At 73.4% G+C, this 17,483-nt stretch carries 17 protein-coding genes and 1 pseudogene; 8 read left to right on the forward strand and 10 right to left on the reverse strand.

All coding sequences use genetic code 11. The features are described 5' to 3' along the window. Positions 1-67: 67 nt before the first annotated feature. Positions 68-862 (reverse strand): methyltransferase domain-containing protein, encoded by a 795-nt coding sequence (locus ACLIN4_RS08865; protein WP_100044674.1) that lies wholly within the window; start codon positions 860-862, stop codon positions 68-70. 313 nt (positions 863-1,175) lie between these two features. Between ACLIN4_RS08865 and ACLIN4_RS08870 the strand changes: the two genes are divergently transcribed. After that, on the forward strand, positions 1,176-2,303 hold the full coding sequence (locus ACLIN4_RS08870) for a magnesium and cobalt transport protein CorA (RefSeq protein WP_107479718.1): 1,128 nt from the start codon (positions 1,176-1,178) through the stop codon (positions 2,301-2,303). A 15-nt stretch (positions 2,304-2,318) separates the two neighbouring features. On the opposite strand, the gene ACLIN4_RS08875 is transcribed toward ACLIN4_RS08870, so the two are convergent. Next, positions 2,319-2,951, reverse strand: a complete 633-nt coding sequence (locus ACLIN4_RS08875; RefSeq protein WP_290013853.1) for a uridine kinase — start codon at positions 2,949-2,951, stop codon at positions 2,319-2,321. 163 nt (positions 2,952-3,114) lie between these two features. Here ACLIN4_RS08875 and ACLIN4_RS08880 point away from each other — a divergent pair, with 163 nt between their 5' ends. Next, complete coding sequence (locus tag ACLIN4_RS08880) at positions 3,115-3,594, forward strand: DUF1772 domain-containing protein (RefSeq protein ID WP_107479719.1); 480 nt, start codon at positions 3,115-3,117, stop codon at positions 3,592-3,594. A gap of 133 nt (positions 3,595-3,727) precedes the next feature. Next, positions 3,728-5,218 (forward strand): glutamate synthase subunit beta, encoded by a 1,491-nt coding sequence (locus ACLIN4_RS08885; protein WP_307652973.1) that lies wholly within the window; start codon positions 3,728-3,730, stop codon positions 5,216-5,218. A 35-nt stretch (positions 5,219-5,253) separates the two neighbouring features. Here the strand turns inward: ACLIN4_RS08885 and ACLIN4_RS08890 are convergent, their stop codons facing one another. The 3 genes from ACLIN4_RS08890 to ACLIN4_RS08900 all read right to left on the reverse strand — a co-directional run bounded on the left by ACLIN4_RS08890 (position 5,254) and on the right by ACLIN4_RS08900 (position 7,306). Beyond that, entirely contained in the window at positions 5,254-6,057 is an 804-nt protein-coding gene (locus tag ACLIN4_RS08890; RefSeq protein WP_307652972.1) for an SAM-dependent methyltransferase, read from the reverse strand. 113 nt (positions 6,058-6,170) lie between these two features. Next, on the reverse strand, positions 6,171-6,446 hold the full coding sequence (locus ACLIN4_RS08895; RefSeq protein ID WP_100044677.1) for a DUF397 domain-containing protein: 276 nt from the start codon (positions 6,444-6,446) through the stop codon (positions 6,171-6,173). Further along, on the reverse strand, positions 6,443-7,306 hold the full coding sequence (locus ACLIN4_RS08900) for a helix-turn-helix domain-containing protein (protein WP_289910944.1): 864 nt from the start codon (positions 7,304-7,306) through the stop codon (positions 6,443-6,445). The genes ACLIN4_RS08895 and ACLIN4_RS08900 overlap by 4 nt, the downstream gene beginning before the upstream one ends. Positions 7,307-7,560: 254 nt before the next feature. On the opposite strand from ACLIN4_RS08900, the gene ACLIN4_RS08905 reads away from it, so the two are divergent. The 3 genes from ACLIN4_RS08905 (at position 7,561) to ACLIN4_RS08915 (ending at position 10,910) form a co-directional block, all read left to right on the forward strand. Beyond that, positions 7,561-8,202 (forward strand): ATP-binding protein, encoded by a 642-nt coding sequence (locus ACLIN4_RS08905; protein WP_107479722.1) that lies wholly within the window; start codon positions 7,561-7,563, stop codon positions 8,200-8,202. Further along, the gene (locus ACLIN4_RS08910) at positions 8,193-8,633 is read left to right on the forward strand and encodes a hypothetical protein (RefSeq protein ID WP_179342694.1); all 441 of its coding nucleotides are present in this window, start codon (positions 8,193-8,195) and stop codon (positions 8,631-8,633) included. Before ACLIN4_RS08905 ends, ACLIN4_RS08910 begins: the two co-directional genes overlap by 10 nt. A 411-nt stretch (positions 8,634-9,044) precedes the next feature. Continuing rightward, complete coding sequence (locus ACLIN4_RS08915; RefSeq protein ID WP_107480339.1) at positions 9,045-10,910, forward strand: ABC transporter ATP-binding protein; 1,866 nt, start codon at positions 9,045-9,047, stop codon at positions 10,908-10,910. A gap of 49 nt (positions 10,911-10,959) precedes the next feature. Here ACLIN4_RS08915 and ACLIN4_RS08920 read toward each other — a convergent pair whose 3' ends face one another. The 5 genes from ACLIN4_RS08920 to ACLIN4_RS08940 all read right to left on the reverse strand — a co-directional run bounded on the left by ACLIN4_RS08920 (position 10,960) and on the right by ACLIN4_RS08940 (position 16,439). Next, positions 10,960-11,136, reverse strand: a complete 177-nt coding sequence (locus ACLIN4_RS08920) for a hypothetical protein (RefSeq protein ID WP_078949152.1) — start codon at positions 11,134-11,136, stop codon at positions 10,960-10,962. Between the two features lie 158 nt (positions 11,137-11,294). After that, positions 11,295-11,984: a DUF899 domain-containing protein gene (locus tag ACLIN4_RS08925; RefSeq protein ID WP_290013882.1), complete on the reverse strand. Its 690-nt coding sequence runs from the start codon at positions 11,982-11,984 to the stop codon at positions 11,295-11,297. Positions 11,985-12,112: 128 nt separating this feature from the next. After that, positions 12,113-13,513 carry an amidohydrolase gene (locus ACLIN4_RS08930; protein ID WP_411575644.1) on the reverse strand — a complete coding sequence of 467 codons (1,401 nt, stop codon included), beginning with the start codon at positions 13,511-13,513 and terminating at the stop codon, positions 12,113-12,115. Further along, a complete protein-coding gene (locus tag ACLIN4_RS08935; protein WP_411576745.1) occupies positions 13,513-15,333 on the reverse strand; it encodes an FUSC family protein in 1,821 nt (606 codons plus the stop codon). The genes ACLIN4_RS08930 and ACLIN4_RS08935 overlap by 1 nt, the downstream gene beginning before the upstream one ends. A gap of 320 nt (positions 15,334-15,653) precedes the next feature. Then, on the reverse strand, positions 15,654-16,439 hold the full coding sequence (locus ACLIN4_RS08940; protein WP_289910960.1) for a nucleotidyltransferase domain-containing protein: 786 nt from the start codon (positions 16,437-16,439) through the stop codon (positions 15,654-15,656). A 151-nt stretch (positions 16,440-16,590) separates the two neighbouring features. Between ACLIN4_RS08940 and ACLIN4_RS08945 the strand changes: the two genes are divergently transcribed. Together ACLIN4_RS08945 and ACLIN4_RS08950 are read left to right on the forward strand one after the other, a co-directional pair. Further along, positions 16,591-17,004, forward strand: coding sequence for a RidA family protein (locus tag ACLIN4_RS08945; protein WP_107476846.1), 414 nt, complete (start codon positions 16,591-16,593; stop codon positions 17,002-17,004). Then, positions 17,001-17,468: pseudogene (locus ACLIN4_RS08950) on the forward strand (GNAT family N-acetyltransferase); the annotation flags it as partial. The gene ACLIN4_RS08945 and the pseudogene ACLIN4_RS08950, both read left to right, overlap by 4 nt. Positions 17,469-17,483: the final 15 nt, after the last annotated feature.

A 17,483-nucleotide genomic window follows, 5' to 3' on the forward strand; every position in this document is an offset into this window, starting at 1 on the left:
CGGCGTCCGTCCTGCGCGACCGACGGCGACCGACGGCGACCGCCGGACCGGCCCGCAATCCGCTCCCCTACGCCTTGCGCCCCCACGCGGAGATCATCGGCGCCGTCGCCAGGTCCATGCCGCCGGACGCCACGTGAGCGAGGTGCCGGTCGATGTCGTCGTGGGTGGCCACGCCGGCGGCGACCAGTTGGTCACGGACCTGTCGGACCGTCGCGGACTCCAGAGCGGCGCACGCGGCTGAGGTGACCGGGAAGTAGGCGTCGGCCTCCACGTCGCGCAGCCCCGCCTCCCGGAGCAGCCGCGGGAGCCGGCGGCCGTAGGAGAGGTCGGCGCCGCGGCGGGCCAGCAACTGGCGGAAGCCGTGCCGCAGCCGGTTCGCCAGCTGCTGCTCGGGACCGTGCTCGTCGGGGCACAGCAAGGGCTGCAGGGCGGGATCGGCGTCCTCGACGAGGAGGCGGCCCCCCGGGCGCAGGGCCTTGATCATGGACCGCATCGCCCGCTCGCGGTCCGGCACATGGACGAGTACGAGTCGGGCGTGCACCAGGTCGAAGCCCTCACCCGGCGGTTCCTCCGCGCCCACGTCGTGCACGCGCACCTCGACGGGAGGGCGGCCGGCCGGCGCCACCCGCGAGGTGTCGATGTCGGTCGCCAGGACCCTGCCGGTCGGCCCCACCCTCTTGGCCAGCCAGGACACCACTGAGGTACCTCCGGCCCCGACCTCCCAGCAGCGCCAGCCGGGTCCGACGCCGAGCGCTTGGAGGTGCCGGAAGGTCGTGGGGTCGAAGAGAGCGGCGAAGGCGTCGAAACGCTCGGCCGCCTCGGTCTGCCGGTTGTCGAGGAGGTATCCGTCGGTTCGCGTCATGCGCCGATCATCCCAGTTGTCCTGCTTACCCGAAGCGGGCGACGCTCCGGTGCGGCACCCGCCGCAGCGGGGCCTGACCGAGCCCGGCCCACTCCGGGAACCGGGCCGGACTCGGACCGGACGCGGCCTGGAGGCGGCCCGGAGGCGGAGCGGAAAGGGGCCCGGACGCGGCTCCCAACCGCCCGTCCACAGCCGGGAACAAAGCGGAACGATCCGTTTCCACAGGCTCGAACGCCTCTCGCGCCGGCCTGGCAGACTGGCGCGCCAAGGCGCGGGAAGCACGGCGCGAGGGGACCCACGCGGGGAGACACGGATGACGATGGCAGGGAATCTGCGGAAGGTCACGGGCCTGGGAAGGACCGGCGGCCTGCGCAAGGTGGCACGGCTGGCCCGACGGCGCCCGCGGGTGGACCTGAGCCACCCGGCCCGCTCGCCGCTCGGTTCCTCGGTGGTGAACTGCGTGACCTACCGGGACGGTGTCCGCACACCCGAGGGCGGTGATCCGGTCCAGGTCGTTGAGCGGATGCGCAGGCGGGGAGACGGTTTCGTCTGGCTGGGTCTGCACGAACCGACGGACCAGGAGTTCGCGGGTGTGGCTGAGCTGTTCGACCTGCACCCGCTGGCGGTCGAGGACGCGATCGAGGCCCACCAGCGCCCGAAGGTGGAGCGGTACGGCGAGACGCTCTTCGCCGTGTTCAAGACCGTCTGCTACGTGGAGCACGAGCAGCTCACGGCCACGAGCGAGGTGGTGAGCACCGGCGAGATCATGGTGTTCGTCGGCCAGGACTTCGTGATCACCGTCCGGCACGGGCGGCACGGCTCGCTGGGCCCCCTGCGGGAAGGGCTGGAAGCCGACCCCGTGCAGCTCGCCAAGGGACCGTCGGCGGTGCTGCACGCGATCGCGGACCACGTGGTGGACGAATTCCTGAGCGTCATCGAGGCGTTCCAGGCGGACATCGACCATGTCGAGACGGAGGTGTTCGCGGAGCACGGGGCGCGGGTCGATCCGGGGCGGATCTACCAGCTCAAGCGAGAGCTCCTGGAGCTGCGGCGGGCCGTGGTACCGCTCGGCCGGCCACTGGAGGAACTGGCCACGCGGCCGGTCCGGGTGGTGGAGCCGGAGATACAGGCGTACTTCCGGGACGTCGCCGATCATCTGCTGCGGGCCACGGAGCAGATCGCGGCCTTCGACGAACTGCTCAACTCCATCCTCCAGGCGCACCTGGCCCGGGTGACGGTCGCGCAGAACGAGGACATGCGGAAGATCACCGCCTGGGCCGCGATCATCGCCGTGCCCACGATGGTCTGCGGGGTGTACGGCATGAACTTCGACCACATGCCGGAGCTTCGCTGGCGGTACGGCTACGGCCTGGTCATCGGTGTCATAGCCGTCGCCTGTCTGACGCTGCACCGGGGGTTCCGGCGCAACGGCTGGCTCTGAGCCCGGTCCGACGGCTCAGCCGCTCCACGCGGGGTGCCGTGGATCGTCCGTGCGCACCAGGACGTCGGCGGTGGCCGAGGGGTCGGTCTCCTCCTCGTAGCGCTCGAAGGCGGGGAGGGTCCAGTGCTCGGAGTCGGGGGTGCGGCGGCGCAGGGCTCCGGGGGTGAGAAAGAGGTGCACGCTGAGATCGAGGGGGAACCAGTGGCGCAGCAGGAAGGGACCGTGCAGCAGCAGCGCACCGCCGGGCGGGAGACGGACGTAAGGGCTGCGGGTGGCGCGGTCGGTGGCCGGGTCCCACAGGTCCGGCAGCACGCGTCCGTCGCCGCCGGGCCCGAGCGGGTCGAAGACCTCCCGCCACAGGGCGCCGGTGTCGTACCAGCCGCTGTAGTAGGACTCCACGTCCTGGCGCCCGTACTCCAGGCGGAGCGAGGCGGGGCGCAGGAAGTCCTCCGTCCCGACGACGAGGGAGGGACGGCCTCGGACGCGCAGCGCTTCGGAGACCCGCTGGGCGAGTTCGCCGGGGCGGGCGGCCGGGGCGCCGTCGAAGGCGACGCGCGGCCGGTCGCCGCCGTCGGCGGGCTCGAGGTCGAGCAGGCGCTCGGCGAGCAGGTCGCCGAGTCTGTCCCAGGTGATCGCTTCCAGTCGCACCCGACCATGATGCGCCGACCACCCGTCCGCCCGCGTGGACGCTCGCACATGCGCCCGCGCCGCCCGGCCATGGTCACCGCGTCCGCACGGGAGTTGACTCGGGGTGGTCGACGGCCGACGGTGCCGTGCGGGCATCGGATCGACGGGTGGGAGCTGACAGGACATGATCGACGGACCGTACTTCGCACTGACGGTGCTGGGCGTGCTCGGCACCGGACTGACGGCAGGCGCCTTCTGCGCCTTCTCGACGTTCGTGATGCGAGGGCTGGCCGCGCTGCCGCCCGCGCAGGGGGTCGCCGCGATGAACGCGATCAACACGGCAGCGGTACGGCCGGCCTTCATGCTCCTGTTCCTCGGGACGACGGTGCTGACCGCGGTGATCGCCGTGGTGACGTTCGTGCTGTGGCCGGACGGGGCCGCGGTGGAGTTGCTGCTGGGCAGCGCGCTCCATCTCTTCGGGTCGTTCGGAGTGACCGCGGCCGCCAACGTGCCGCGCAACACCGCGCTGCTCCGTCTGGAGCCGGGCACCGCGGAGGCGGCCGGCCGGTGGCCCGCGTACGTCCGGGAGTGGACGGCGTGGAACCACGTCCGTACGGTCGCCTCGGCCGCGGCGGCACTGGCCTACGTGCTCGCGCTCGCCTGAGGGAGCGGGCCCCGCCGTCCGAGGCACCGTCCCGTTCGGCGCGCCGTGCGGAGCGGGTGGGCCGTATCGTGGCCGCAGGAGCGAACACCGTCCCGACCGCGCACGGCCGGCCCCGCAGGCAAGGAAGACGGTCATGGCCGATCCCAAGGGTTTTCTGACCACGCCTCGCCAGGAGTGGCCCCGCAGGCCGGTCGGAGAGCGGGTCAGGGACTGGGACGAGGTGTACGTCCCCGGGGCCCTGCTGCCGATCGTCGGCCCGCAGGCCGACCGCTGCATGGACTGCGGAGTCCCCTTCTGTCACGAGGCGTGCCCGCTCGGCAACGTGATCCCGGAGTGGAACGACCTGGTCGCCCGTTCGGACTGGCGGGCGGCGAGCGACCGGCTGCACGCCACGAACAACTTCCCCGAGTTCACCGGAAGGCTCTGCCCGGCACCGTGCGAGGCGGGCTGTGTGCTCGCCATCAACCAGCCGGCCGTCACCATCAAGAACGTCGAGTGCGCGATCGCCGACAAGGCGTGGGAGGAGGGTTTCACCCCGCCGCGTCCGCCGGACCGGCTGTCCGGCAGGACGGTGGCGGTGATCGGGTCGGGGCCGACCGGGCTCGCCGCGGCGCAGCAGCTGACCCGGGCCGGGCACACGGTCGCCGTCTTCGAGCGGGACGACAGGATCGGCGGGCTGATGCGGTACGGCATCCCCGCGTTCAAGATGGAGAAGCGCCATCTGGAGCGGCGCATCGCGCAGATGCGGGCCGAGGGGACGAAGTTCCGCACGTCGACGGCGGTCGGGCGGGACGTGGACGCCGCCGGACTGCGGGCCCGTTACGACGCGGTGGTGATCGCCACCGGAGCGACCGCGTGGCGCGACCTGGCCGTGCCCGGCCGGGAGCTGGCCGGTGTGCACCAGGCGATGGAGTACCTGCCCCTGGCCAACCGCGTGTGCGAGGGCGACCTGGAACGCTCCCCGCTGTCCGCCGCCGGGAAGCACGTCGTCATCGTCGGCGGCGGCGACACGGGCGCGGACTGTCTCGGTACGGCGGTGCGGGAGGGGGCCGCGTCCGTGACCCAGCTGGACATCTACGCCCGGCCGGGCGCGGAGCGCGACGAGGAGGCCGAGCCGTGGCCGACCTATCCACGGTTGTACCGGTTGTCGGCCGCTCACGAGGAGGCACGTGACCTGCGGTCCGCCCCCGCGGCGGACGCGGACGCGCGGCTGTTCGCGGCGTCCACGCTCCGTCTCACCGGCGACGCGGAGGGCCGTGTGCGGTCGCTGCACCTGGTCGCCGTGGACGCCGGTCGCCGGCCGCTGCCCGGCACCGGTCGCTCGCTCCCGGCCGATCTCGTCCTCCTCGCGCTCGGCTTCTCGGGGCCGGACCGGAAGGACGGGCTCGTCGGCGGGTTGGGGCTGAAGCTGGAGCCCCGGGGCACGATCGCACGGGACCGGGGGTTCGCGACGAACGTCCCGGGCGTGTTCGCCGCCGGGGACGCGGCACGCGGGCAGTCGCTCGTCGTGTGGGCGATCGCGGAGGGGCGGGCGGTGGCGGCGGCCGTCGACCGTCACCTGTCGGGCGGCAGTACTCGGCTGCCGGCACCGGTCGGCCCGTACGACCGGCCGATGACGCCCTGAGCGCGTGCGTCCCCCGGAGAACTCCGGTCAGCGGTTCACGGCTTGCGGGCCACCGCCCCGTACCCCGGGACGACTCCGTCGTCCTGCCCGGCGACCGGCTCGCCCAGCTCGGGATGCCACAGGTGGGGCACCACGACGCCGGGCTCGATCAGGTCGAGGCCGTCGAAGAACCGGGTGAACTCCTCGCGCGAGCGCAGGGCGAGGGTGACACCGGCGGCCTTGAGCTTCTCGGTGGCCGCCCGTGACTCCTCCGGCGTGAAGTCGGCGGTCGCATGGGTCATCACCAGGTGGCTGCCGGAGGGCAGTTCGGCCAGCAGCCGGCCGACCAGATCGTGGGCACCGTCCTCGTCGGACACGAAGTGCAGCAGCGCGACCAGTGAGAGCGCGACGGGCCGGTCGAAGTCGAGGATCTTCCTGGCGCCCTCCAGGATGGCGTCCGGATCGCGGACGTCGGCCTGGAGGTAGTCCGTCGCCCCCTCGGGCGCGCCCCGCAGCAGGGCCGCCGCGTGGGCCAGCACGATCGGGTCGTTGTCGCAGTAGACGACGCGGGCGTCGGGCGCGACCTCCTGGGCGACCTGGTGGAGGTTGGGCTCGGTCGGGATGCCGGTGCCGACGTCCAGGAACTGCCGTGTGCCGTTGCGGGCCAGCCAGCGCGTGGCACGGTGCATGAAGGCGCGGTTGACCCGCGCCATCACCGGCACCCTCGGGTCGAGGGTGAGCATCTGCCCGCCCATGGCCTCGTCGACCGGGTAGTTGTCCTTGCCCCCGAGATACCAGTCGTACATCCGCGCGGGATGCGGCTTGCCGGTGTCGATCTCGACGCGGTGCTGCCCGGTCATGACGAGCTCCAAGGTGTTGAGTTTTCCTCGAGTCCTACTGATGACGGGCCGTCAGCCCGGTTCCGAACATCCGTACCAAACAGGCTTAAGAACAAGCATCAACAGAGCATGTTTCAGGACAGCAGGAAGTCCGCCTCTCCCGCCTTCGCGCCCTCGATGAAGGCCGTTATCTCGGCGGAGGTGTAGATCAGCGCGGGACCGTCGGGGTCGGTGGACTGCCGCACCGCGATCCGGCCGTCGGCGAGTTTCATGGCCTCCAGGCAGTTCCCCCCGTTGCCGCCGCTCCACGGCTTGTGCCAGCCCTCGCTGCCCAGCTCACGGGCGGGCATGCCGTTGTAGATCCGCTCACCGCGATTGCGTGGCGAGCGCTGGGGTTTGATGTGACTCATTCAAGCTCCTTGCGGAGATCCCGGAGGATCTCCTTCGTGCGATGTGCCGTGGCGGCCTGGGCCGCCATGCGGTCCATGACCTCGAGGTGGGTCGCCACCTCCGCGCGCGCGTCGAGGTAGACGGCGCCGGTCAGGTACTCGCTGTAGACCATGTCCGGCAGTTCCGGCATGGCGAATCGGAACAGTACGAAGGGCCCGTACGTGCCCGGGTGCGGCCCGTTGGAGAACGGGGCGACCTGGAGCGTCACATTGGGCAGTTCGGTGGCCTCGAGCAGCCTGTCGATCTGGGCCCGCATCACCTCCGGCCCTCCCACGGGGCGGCGCAGCGCGGTCTCGTCCATCACGACCCACAGCCTGGGCGCGTCCTTGCGGGTCAGCAGCTCCTGGCGCCGCATGCGCAGGTCGACGTGGCGCTCGATGTCGTCGGGCCGGGTCTGCCCGATCGCTCCGGAGCGGAGCACACCGCGCGCGTAGTCCTCGGTCTGCAGTACCCCGGGGACGAAGTGGGGCTCGTAGGAGCGGATCAGGGAGGCCGCGCCCTCCAGGCTGACGTACATCGAGAACCAGCCCGGCAGGATGTCGTGGAAGCGCTGCCACCATCCGGGCTTGTTGGCGTCCTCGGCCAGCTTGACGAAGGCTTCGGCCTCCTCGTCGCCGATGCCGTAGGCCTTCAGCAGCAGCTGGAGGTACGGGATCTTGAGGGCCACCTCGGCCATCTCCATACGGCGTACCGTGGCAGGGGCGACCCGCAGGATGCGGGCGGCCTCCTCGCGCTTGAGACCGGCACGTTCGCGCAGGTCCAGCAGGCGCCGGCCGAGGACGACCTGGCCGACCGTCGGCGCCGACCGCGGCTCGCTCACCGCCCACCTCCTGAAGAGTCCCGAAGAGCCCGTTGCGTCCTCGTGCGCACGACCGGTGCGCACCAACAGCTTGTGCGCACAGCCCGACGGCGCCATTCGAAGACCTTTTCGAAAGCCCGTGCAGACCTTCGCTGATCTGAAGTGGCGCCGCTCGACGTGCTGTTGCGAGCAGTGTGCCACGGCCTTGCAGACCGTCACACCGCACTCTGCATTTTTCAGAGTGACACTTGCCAAGTGTTCACGACGGGGCGATAGTGGCAAGCGTGATTCCGTCCGCGCCCTTAGGAACAGAGGCCACCGCGGGCTCCCTGGGCCTCGCTGCCGCCGTGGGAGCCGGCCCTTCGGGGTCCGCCGCCGCAGAGCGCCGGTTCCGTTTCGAGCTGGCCGCACATCCGGGCTCGCCCGCACAGGCCAGACGCCTGACACGGGCCCGGCTGAACGGCTGGTCGGTGTGCGAGGACACCTGCGACACCGCGGCCCTCGTGGTCTCCGAGCTGGTGACCAACGCGATCGTGCACACCGCGAGCCGACACATAGTGTGCGAGCTGCACGACGGTGCCGACCTGGTCCGCATAGCCGTACGCGACGAGGGCTGCGCCCCCGGTCAGCCCCATGCGCCGGCCGATCAGCAGCCCGAGGACGAGCACGGCCGGGGTCTGCTCCTCGTCGACGCCCTGTGCGACGCGTGGGGCGCCCACGAGCACGGGCCCGGCCTGCTGGTCTGGGCGGAACTGCCGCGCAAGGCCGACGGCCCGCGCGACCCGGCGGAGCCCCACAACGACCTGGGCTGGGGCGCCCGCCCCAAGCCCGGCCCTGCCGACGGCACGGGCGACGACGGCGAGGCGGAGGGACGCCACCTTCAGGCGCGCCGCGGAACGGGGACCGCATGGCTGTGAGGACTGCGTCCGGCATCCGACCCCTCGGCCTCGACACTCTGCTCCGCCTCCAGCGGCGGATGGACGCCCCGGGGACGCCGCGGCGGCTGCCCGTACCGGACGGAATGACGGCCCCGCTGGGTTGCGACGCGGTGGCGGTGCCCGCCCGCTTCGGTCCCCTGGTCATGCCGCGGCTGCCGCGCGTGGGATGTGTCTACGCCGACGACGCGCACTGGTGGTGGATCGTCCCGTCCGACTCCGACTACGCCCTGGAGTGGCCCGCCCCCGCGCGGTACGCCACCGGCGCGGTCGTCCCCGACACCCCGGATGTCCCCGGGCTCATCCACCGGCCGGACGGCACGGTTCCGTACACCCCGCCCATCCCGCTGTACCTGGCACTGTGCCGACTGACGGACACGACGCCGACCTGGTCGCGGCCGGTGAGCGCGTAGCGCCGCCGCGGGCTGGGCACCCACGGACCACCGTGGTCACGACGCGCGGCACGCGCGTGGACGCCGTCGCGTGACGGCAGACCGGCGCCACCGCCGCACCCCCTCACGCGCGTGGACCCCGCCGCGCCACCCGGGCCCGGCCACCACCTCACGCCTCGCACGTGCCCGCCGCCCGCCGGCACTCCCCCCGCCGGCCCCGCACGCCCCCTCCCGGCGCCCCACGGCCGGGCGCGCGCCCGCGTGCTCCGGGCTCCCCCCGTCCGCGCCCTGCCCGCGGGCGCCCCGCCCCCGCGATAGTGGCCGTCCGTCCACGATCGGGGGAGGCAGACGGTGCGCAGGAAGGGCGACACGGAACCAGCCGGTGTGTCGGAGTCCGAGCGGCTCCTCTTCGGTGGCCCGCTGCGCTACGACATGGGCTGGAACCAACACGCGGACGCGTTCCTGGAGCTGGGTTTCCGGGCGATGCTGACCCGGCTGCCGTCCCTGCTGGCGTCCAGCCTGCGGCTCGCCCGGCAGGCGGACCCGCAGGCCGCGCGGACGGTACTGGCGGCCGAGGTGGTCCGGGGCATGGCGCAGGCGGTCAGCCTGCTGGCGGTCAACAGCGTGCTGGCCGGGCTGATGGCCGACGGCCCGATCGAGGAGCGGCTGCGCGGGGCTGCCCCGGCACTGATCACGGTGGCCGTGATGATGCTGGTCGCGGCGCTGCTGCGGGCCGCGTCGACCTACGCGACCGGACGGCTCGAACCCAAGGTGGAACGGGTGGCCACCGAGCGGTACCTGGAGCGGGCGGCGGCCGTGGAACTGTCCGCGATCGAGGACCACGCCTTCCACAAGCTGCTGGACACCGCCCAGTACGGTGCCGCCTCCGCACGGCGCATGATCTCGTACGGCACCCGCGTGGTGAACGCGATGATCTCGCTGATCGCGGCGGCCGGCGTGCTGACCGTGCTGCACCCGGTCCTGCTGCCGCTGCTGGTCACGATGACGCTGCCGAGCGCCTGGAGCGCCCTGACCCTCGCTCGTCGCCGGTACGAGTCCTTCCACGCCTGGGTGCAGCACGAGCGGGCGGGGCGGCTGCTGGCGAGTCTCCTCATCGAACCGGCCGCCGCCCCCGAGATCCGGGTGCACGGAGTCGGCCCCTTCCTGCTGCGCCACTTCCGCGCGATGTCGGAGACCGCCGAGGCGGAGCAGGCGCGACTGGCCCGGCTGGCGGCCCGTACGGGGCTGATCGCGGCCGCGTGGACGGGGCTGGCGACGGCGGCGACGTACGCGACGCTCGGCGGACTGCTGCTGGGCGGCGCGATGGCCCTGTCGGTGGCGGGTACGGCGGTGATCGCGATCCGTACCGGCTCGCAGAGCCTCGGCACCCTGGTCGTGGAGGTCAACGCGCTCCACGAGGAGGCTCTCTTCGTCGGCGACCTGGAACGACTGCACGTGGAGGCCGCCGACCGGGCCATCCCGGTGGGCGGCGCCGCACTGCCCGAGGACCCGAAGGAGATCCGCTTCGAGAACGTCACGTTCCGCTATCCGGGCGACGCGGCCCGCCCGGCCCTCGACGACGTGACGCTCTCCCTGCCGCTGGGCCGCATCGTGGCGCTCGTCGGGGAGAACGGCTCGGGCAAGACGACGCTGGTCAAACTGCTCGCCGGGCTGTACACACCGGACGCGGGCCGGATCACGTGGGACGGCGTCGACGTGGCTGCGGTGGACCGGCACGCGCTCGCCGAGCGGGTCGCGATGGTGGCGCAGGACTTCAAGCGGTGGCCGTTCACCGCGCGGGTCAACGTCGCGGTGGGCCGCTCCTCCGTACCGCTCGGCGACGAACGCGTGACCGCGGCGGTCGCCGAGGCCGGGGCCGAGGAGGTGGTCGCGGACCTGCCGCGCGGGCTGGACACCCTGCTCGCCCGGAACTTCAGCGGCGGCCACGAGCTGTCCGGCGGCCAGTGGCAGCGGGTCGGCATCGCCCGCGCGGCGTACCGGCAGGGCAGCATCCTCATCGTGGACGAGCCGACGGCCGCCCTGGACGCACGGGCCGAGCTGGAGGTCTTCGAGAAGATCCGCGCCCTGGCCGGCAGCGGACAGACGGTCGTACTCATCACCCATCGGCTGGCGTCCGTGCGCCACGCCGACCTCGTGCACGTCCTCGACCAGGGCCGCCTCGTGGAGTCCGGGACACCGGACGAGCTGCTGGCCGCCGGCGGGGTCTACGCGGAGCTGTACTCACTTCAGGCGGAGCAGTTCACCAGCCGGCCGGTGCCCGCCCCGAGGTCCGGCTGACGGGAGCCGGGCGTCCGTGTCCGGACGCCGTCCCCGGGGTGTCCGCGCGTCAGGCGGCCGCGGCGTCGCCGCCGCGGACGATGACCAGGAACATGTCCGTGGCGAGATCCATGACGACCTCGGCGGGCAGGCCCTCCAGACGCCGCGCCTGCGCGAACTCCTCCGCCGGCCATGATCCTCGCGGTCCGCCGGCGGGAAAGCGTTCGAGCACCGTTCGCCCGTTCACCACCCTGCACCTCCATGTAGCGCTGTACTCGTAGAGTTAAACGCCAACCATGGAGCGGATGCCTCGTGCGGTGATGGTACTGAGACATAGTTGACACTCGTTCACCGCAAAGTGTGAGCGGCGCCTCATCCATTTGACACGAACCGCTACCGTGCGTGTCAGTCCTCGTACTCGTCGTGGTACCGGACTCCCTCGCTTCCCGCAGGCGCCCCGAGAGCCGACGCACGCCCCGCGGGCTTCTCCCACTGCTCCCGCCGGCCGAGCGCGGTCAGGTCGAGCAGGCTGGTGGTCGAGCCGAGCCCGTCGAGGCCGCGCTCGTACGTCGAGTAGGTGTGGAAGACCCGATCCCGGTCTCGCAGGAAGCAGCTGAGCCCCGGCCGCTCGACGAGCTCGCCCTCGTGCTCGAGGGTCACCTCGAAGTCGGTGTTGAAGTCGCAGACGTACGACGAGTACCAGGGCAGGGTCCAGCCCATCCGGGCCTTGAACGGCAGGATCTTCGGGTAGGGGGCCCGGGAGACGGCCGCGAACGACGTGCCGCGGGCCCGCAGGTGCGCGAGGTGCCCGATCTGGTCCAGGAAGGCGGAGCAGCTGCGGCAGCCGGCGTCCCATTCCGGCGCGAACATGAAGTGGTAGACGACGAGCTGGTCGAGGCCCTCGAAGAGGTCGAGCAGCGTGGCCTTGCCGTCGCCGCCCTCGAACACGTACTCCTTGTCCACCTCCACCATCGGCAGCCCGCGCCGCTCGGCGTTGAGCGCGTCACGCGCGCGTGTGGCCGCCTTCTCCTTGGCCAGTAAGGCCTCGCGCGCCGCGCGCCAGTCCGCGCGGCTGACGATCTCGGGCAGCGACATGGGCTCCAGCTCCTCCTGTGCGGCAAGCGACGGTCCGTCGGGGTGGTGACCGTCGCGCGGAGCGGAACTCATCGCGGCCCGGCGAGGTTTTTTTCGCGGTGGCACCCGTAAGCCGCTGACCTCGCCTTTCAGGTGTCGTACTCCTGGATACGACGGCCGTGGCCGCGGTCGGTCAGCGCGGGCAGCCGCTCCCCGAGTTCGCGCACCACCGCCGAGACGTCCAGGGTCAGCAGCTCGCGGTCCCGCATGAGGACGCGCCCGTCGACGATCGTCGTGCGCACGTCGGCGGAGCGCGCGCTGTGCACGAGGGTGGCGGCGAGATCGTGCACGGGCTGGGTGTGCGGGCCGGTGAGGTCGACGAGAACGAGGTCGGCCCGCCGCCCCGGCGCGATGCGGCCTACGGTGCCGCCGAGCCCGACCGCTTCGGCGCTCTGCACCGTGGCGTGGTGCAGGGCCTGGCGGGAGGTGAGCCGGCGGGGATCGCCCTCGGTGAACTTCTGGACGAGGGCCGTCAGTGCCATCGACTCCCACACGTCCAGGGAGTTGTTGGAGGCGGCGCCGTCGGTGGCGAGCCCCACGGGGACGCCGATGTCGCGCAGGGCGCGTACGGGTGTGGTGGTGGGCCAGGCGAACTTCAGGTAGCCGCGGGGCGCGGTGGCCACGGCCGTACGGCCGCTCGCGCGCGCGAGGAGCGGAAGGTCGTCCTCGGTGATGCCGGTGCCGTGGGCGATGAGCACGTCGGTGTCGAGGACGCCGGTGCGCTCCAGGACCCCGATCGGGGTGGCTCCGTGCCGGGCGAGGCTGGTTTCGGTCTGGTCGCGGTTCTCGGCCGCGTGCAGGTGCACGGGCAGGCCGTGGTCGCGGGCGAGGCCCGCGGTGGTGGCGAGGTCGGCGTCGGTCACGGTGTAAGGGGCGTGCGGGGCGAGGGCCGTCGTGATCCGGCCGTCGGCGGTGCCCCGGTGCCGCAGCGCGAACTCCAGCGACCTCTCCCGCCCCTGGGGCCCCTGCGAGGAGAAGTACGCCTGTCCCAGCAGCGCCCGCATCCCGCACTCGGCGACCACCGCGGCGACGGCGTCCATGGCGAAGTAGTGGTCGGCGAAACAGGTCACGCCCGCGCGGATCATCTCGGCGCAGGCGAGCCGGGTGCCCAGCTCCACGTCCCGCTCGGTGAGGTTGGACTCGACGGGCCAGACGACGTCGTTGAACCACTCCTCGGTGGGCAGGTCCTCGGCGAGGCCGCGCAGGGCGACCATCGGCGCGTGCGTGTGGCAGTTGATCAGGCCGGGGAGGGCGACCTGCCCGCGGGCGTCGATGCGGTCGGCCGCGGGAAGGCCGTCCACCGCGGCGGCGGTCGTCACGGAATGGATCACTCCCTCCCGTACGACGACGGCCGCGTCCTCCTCGAAGCCGATCCGCTCCCGTTCGTCGTGGACGAGGACGGTACATCCGCTGACGATCAGGTCGGCGGGCGTCTCGCGGGGGCGCTCCTCAGGAAGCCGGGCGGGCTTCTCATGGGAAGAAGGCGTCATCACGCCAACGTACGGGAACGGCCCACCCGTCCGCGCCGCATGGCGAGTTCGTCCCGCAGCCCGGCGAGCCGTCCGGCGTGGCGGGGCGTGAGACGGCCGGTGTCGTCGAGGTGCACGGCGCACGCGGTGGTGGTGTCGACGAGCCGTTCGAGTACGGCGGCCACCTCGTCCGCGCCCGCGGAGTGCCGGGCGAGGGCGGGCAGTTCGGCGGCGGCGAGCGCGATCGCGGCGCGGGCCTCGGCGAGCGTGCGGTAGGCCTCGCGGCGCAGCGTCCACCGGGTGGCCCGGTCGTCGGACTCTCCGAGTACGTGGGCGAGGTAGGCGTGCGCGGCGGCGTCGGCGGCCTCGATCCGGGCGCGGATTCCGCCGCCCCGCTGCCCGGGCACGGGGAGATGCCCGACGACCAGCACGATCGCGCAGGCCAGCAGCGTCTCCCCGATGCGGCCGACGGAGGCCTGGGGTTCGCCGCCCGCCATGACCAGGGCGAGGACGAGGACGGTGACGACCGTGGTCTGGGCGGCGAAGTGACGCGCGGCCACGGGCACCAGGGCACCGCAGACGGCGACGAGCGCGACGAGCCCGCCCGGCCGGGGCAGCACGGCCGCGGACCCGGCGAAGAGGAGCGCCCCGACGACGGTCCCGGCAGCCCGGCACAGCACCCGGGACACGAGGGGGCCGAGGTCGGGTTTGACGAGGAAGACGGCCGTGGCGGGCAGCCAGTACCAGTGCTGGTGCGCCCCGTACCACTGGCCGTGGTGCAGGGCCTGGGCGACGGCGGCACTGACCCCGAAGCACAGACCGGCGCGCAGGGCGTACTCCCGTCCGCCCGCGCCGAGGACGGTGCGCACCAGCGAGGCCACCGACCGCCTGCGGGTGTGCAGGTCACGGCCCCGGCCCCGGTCGAAGGCCTCGGCGGCGTGCAGGAGGGCGTCGTCGAGGGCGCGCAGGGCGGGGTCGGTCCGGGCGGGGGCGGGCAGCGGTCCGGCGAGGGTGTTGCCGCGGACGGCCGCCGCGAGCCGCCGGGGCCCCTCGACCGCCCGCTCCGGCACGGTGCGCCCCGCCCAGGCGAGCGCGGTCGCCGCCTCGCCCAGCGGCAGCGCGGCGGCGTACTGGGCGTGCAGGCGCCGTTCGGCCGCGGACGAGGCGTAGCGCCGCAGCCGGGGCCCGGCGAGCGCGTCCTGCGCGTGGTCGAGCGCGGCGGTGAGCGCGGCCCGGCGGGCGACGGCGTGTGCGGTGCCGGCCGCTTCCAGGAGCGCGGCGACGGCGTCGTACACGTCGGCGACGGCGGCCCGCTCACCGTCGAAGCGGAAGTCGAGGCGGGAATCGAGGCGGGAGTCGCCGGTGAGCGCCCCGGGCGTGGGCAGGACCAGCCGCAGCGTGAGCAGCCACCCGGCACCGGCCAGGAACGCCAGCACGCTCCGCCACCCGGGGTCGGGCAGCGGCATCCCGGCACCCACCGCACTGGTGACCAGCAGCTGCGTCCCGGTCGCGGACGCCACCGGCCCGACCGCGCTGATGCCTCCGCCGACCAGTCCGAGCCCGGTCAGTACCAGGGTCAGCGCGACCGCTCCCAGGTACTGGCCGGCGTACGTCCCGACGAGCAGCCCGACGGCTCCCGCGAGTGCGGGTACCCCGATGCGCCGGACGGAGGTGCGTCGGCTGCCCGGCCGGTCGTTGATCCCGGCCAGCATGGCGGCGATCGCGGCGACGACGCCGAGGGAGGCCCGGCCGGCGAGCACCGCGGCGAGCAGCAGGGGCCCGCCGGCCAGTGCTCCGCGGGCCACCGCGGCCCAGGGAACGGGTCCGCGCTGGGCGCGCAGGGCGTGGGCGAGCCAGGGCGGGAGGGCGGGCCTGTGGCTGGTGCCGGGGGTGGACGGCGGAGTCCGCCGAACGGTGGGGGCGGTGCGGGCGGTGCGGGCGGTGGGGGACACGGGGCGCGGGGCTCCTGTCGTCGGGGCGAGGGCGGGGGTGAGCCTTCGGGCGACGGTGGCCGGGCCGGGGTGTGTCGGGCGGTGCGGCTTCCACGCTAAGGGGTGTTCTTGGAGGAGAGGGGACGGGCGTGTTTCGGGGATGTGACGACCTGCCGGAACCGCGGGTTCTTCAAGACCGCGACCGGGTCGTGCCCGCCCGTCGCCTGTCGCTAGCCCCTCCGGGCCGACTCGACGGCGGCGCGCAGGACTTCCTCGGCGTCCGTGACCGACCGTCCCAGGGCCTGAGGATCCGGTGTCAGGTTCCCGAGGATCCCGTCGATCCCGTCCGGGCCGTCCAGCCCCGCCCGCCGGACCATCCCCTTCTCGTTGGTGACCCACTCCCCCCGTGCCGCCAGCACCGCGTGTGCCGTCTGGGCCGTGGCGAGGGCGATCGCGCCGGCGACCTGGGCGAGGGCGCCCTTGGGGGCGTGGCCCGCCTCGGCGTAGGCGAGAGTCGCGGCGGCAGCGCCGTGCCAGCGGTCGGGGGCGGTGGTCCGGAGGGCCTCGGGGTAGGCGGGGCGGGGCAGTTCGCCGCGCAGCACCTCGTTGATCGCGAGTTCGGCGACCACCAGGTACGTCGGGATGCCCGCGAGGTGGAACATCAGCGGCTCGATGCCGAAGCGTCCCGCCTCCGCCTCCGCCGTCTCGTGCTCGACCACGTCGAGGTCTCGGTAATGCAGGTCGACGCGCCGGTCGTCGACCGTCAGCCAGGCGCCGCCGTTGAAGACGCCGCCGCCCCAGGCGCCGACCTCGCAGACCTCCCCGGCCCAGCCGAGGGCGCGGACGTCGTCGGGGTCGAAGGCGCCCCGGTAGTAGACCGCCAGGTCCCAGTCGCTGTCGGGCCCGTGGGTGCCCTGGGCGCGGGAGCCGCCCAGCGTGACGGCCCGGACGGTGGGCAGCGCGGCGAGCCGGTCGGCGGTCGTGTCGAGGAAGGCCTGGTCCGTGAGCGAGGGCACTGTCGCGGGCTCCAGTGGGTGGGGGCGGGGGCGGACGCGGGCAGCCTAGGCGGCCCGGCGGCGGGGCACGAGCGAAATTCGGGTGCGGCGGGGACCGTGAGTCCGGACGATCGTGGGACTGACTGCCCGTACACGCCTTCCTGGAGCCCCCGTGATTCAGCGCGTCACCGTGCCCGGTCTGTTCCCGCCGCCCGTCTACTCCCACGCCTCCGTCGTCGAGGCCGGGACCAAGCTCGCCTTCCTGGCCGGGGCCGTCCCGCTCGACGCGGAGGGGAAGCTGGTCGGTGCGGGCGACCCGGTCAGGCAGGCGGAGCAGGTGATCGCGAATCTCACCGAGCAGTTGCGCGCCGTCGGCAGCGAGCCGGCCCACGTCCTGTCGACCGACGTGTACGTCGTGAGCACCGAGACCGCCGCGCTGTCCGCCGTCTGGGACGTCGTCGAGGCGTCCGGCCTCAGCACCGGACCGCATTCCTCGACGTTGCTCGGGGTGAGCTGCCTCGGGTACCCGGGACAGCTGGTGGAGATCACGGCGACGGCGGTCGTGCCCGAGGAGACCCGTCCGTGAGCCGGGAGGGCGGCGAGCGGGTCGTCCTGCGGCGCGCGTCGGCGGGCGACGCCCTCGCGGCGGCCGGCGTCTGGCTGCGGTCCTTCGCCGCCGCGCTGCCGACCGTGGTCCGGCCCCGCACCGACGACGAGGTCCGGGACTACTTCCGGCACCTGGTGGTGGCGGGCCGGTACGAGACGTGGGTGGCGGAGGCGGCCGGTGGTGAGGTCGTCGGAGTGATGGTGCTGGACGAGGACGAGCTGGCGCAGCTGTACCTGGCCCCGGACCGGCGCGGGTGCGGGATCGGGGACCGGTTCGTCGCGCTGGCCAAGGAACTGCGGCCGACGGGGCTCTCGCTGTGGACCTTCCAGGTCAACACGCCCGCGCACCGCTTCTACGAACGGCACGGTTTCACCGCCGTCCAGCGGACGGACGGTGCCGGGAACGAGGAGCGGGAGCCGGACGTACGGTACGTGTGGCGGCCTCAGGGACCGGCGCGG

Source organism: Streptomyces mutabilis (assembly GCF_046628145.1).
GTDB lineage: Bacteria > Actinomycetota > Actinomycetes > Streptomycetales > Streptomycetaceae > Streptomyces > Streptomyces mutabilis.

Coding starts and splice junctions, on each gene's coding strand:
- ACLIN4_RS08865 (WP_100044674.1), bottom strand. CDS start 862: ATGACGCGAACCGACGGATACCTCCTCGACAACCGGCAGACCGAGGCG.
- ACLIN4_RS08870 (WP_107479718.1), top strand. CDS start 1,176: ATGACGATGGCAGGGAATCTGCGGAAGGTCACGGGCCTGGGAAGGACC.
- ACLIN4_RS08880 (WP_107479719.1), top strand. CDS start 3,115: ATGATCGACGGACCGTACTTCGCACTGACGGTGCTGGGCGTGCTCGGC.
- ACLIN4_RS08885 (WP_307652973.1), top strand. CDS start 3,728: ATGGCCGATCCCAAGGGTTTTCTGACCACGCCTCGCCAGGAGTGGCCC.
- ACLIN4_RS08890 (WP_307652972.1), bottom strand. CDS start 6,057: ATGACCGGGCAGCACCGCGTCGAGATCGACACCGGCAAGCCGCATCCC.
- ACLIN4_RS08895 (WP_100044677.1), bottom strand. CDS start 6,446: ATGAGTCACATCAAACCCCAGCGCTCGCCACGCAATCGCGGTGAGCGG.
- ACLIN4_RS08910 (WP_179342694.1), top strand. CDS start 8,193: ATGGCTGTGAGGACTGCGTCCGGCATCCGACCCCTCGGCCTCGACACT.
- ACLIN4_RS08915 (WP_107480339.1), top strand. CDS start 9,045: ATGGGCTGGAACCAACACGCGGACGCGTTCCTGGAGCTGGGTTTCCGG.
- ACLIN4_RS08925 (WP_290013882.1), bottom strand. CDS start 11,984: ATGTCGCTGCCCGAGATCGTCAGCCGCGCGGACTGGCGCGCGGCGCGC.
- ACLIN4_RS08930 (WP_411575644.1), bottom strand. CDS start 13,513: ATGACGCCTTCTTCCCATGAGAAGCCCGCCCGGCTTCCTGAGGAGCGC.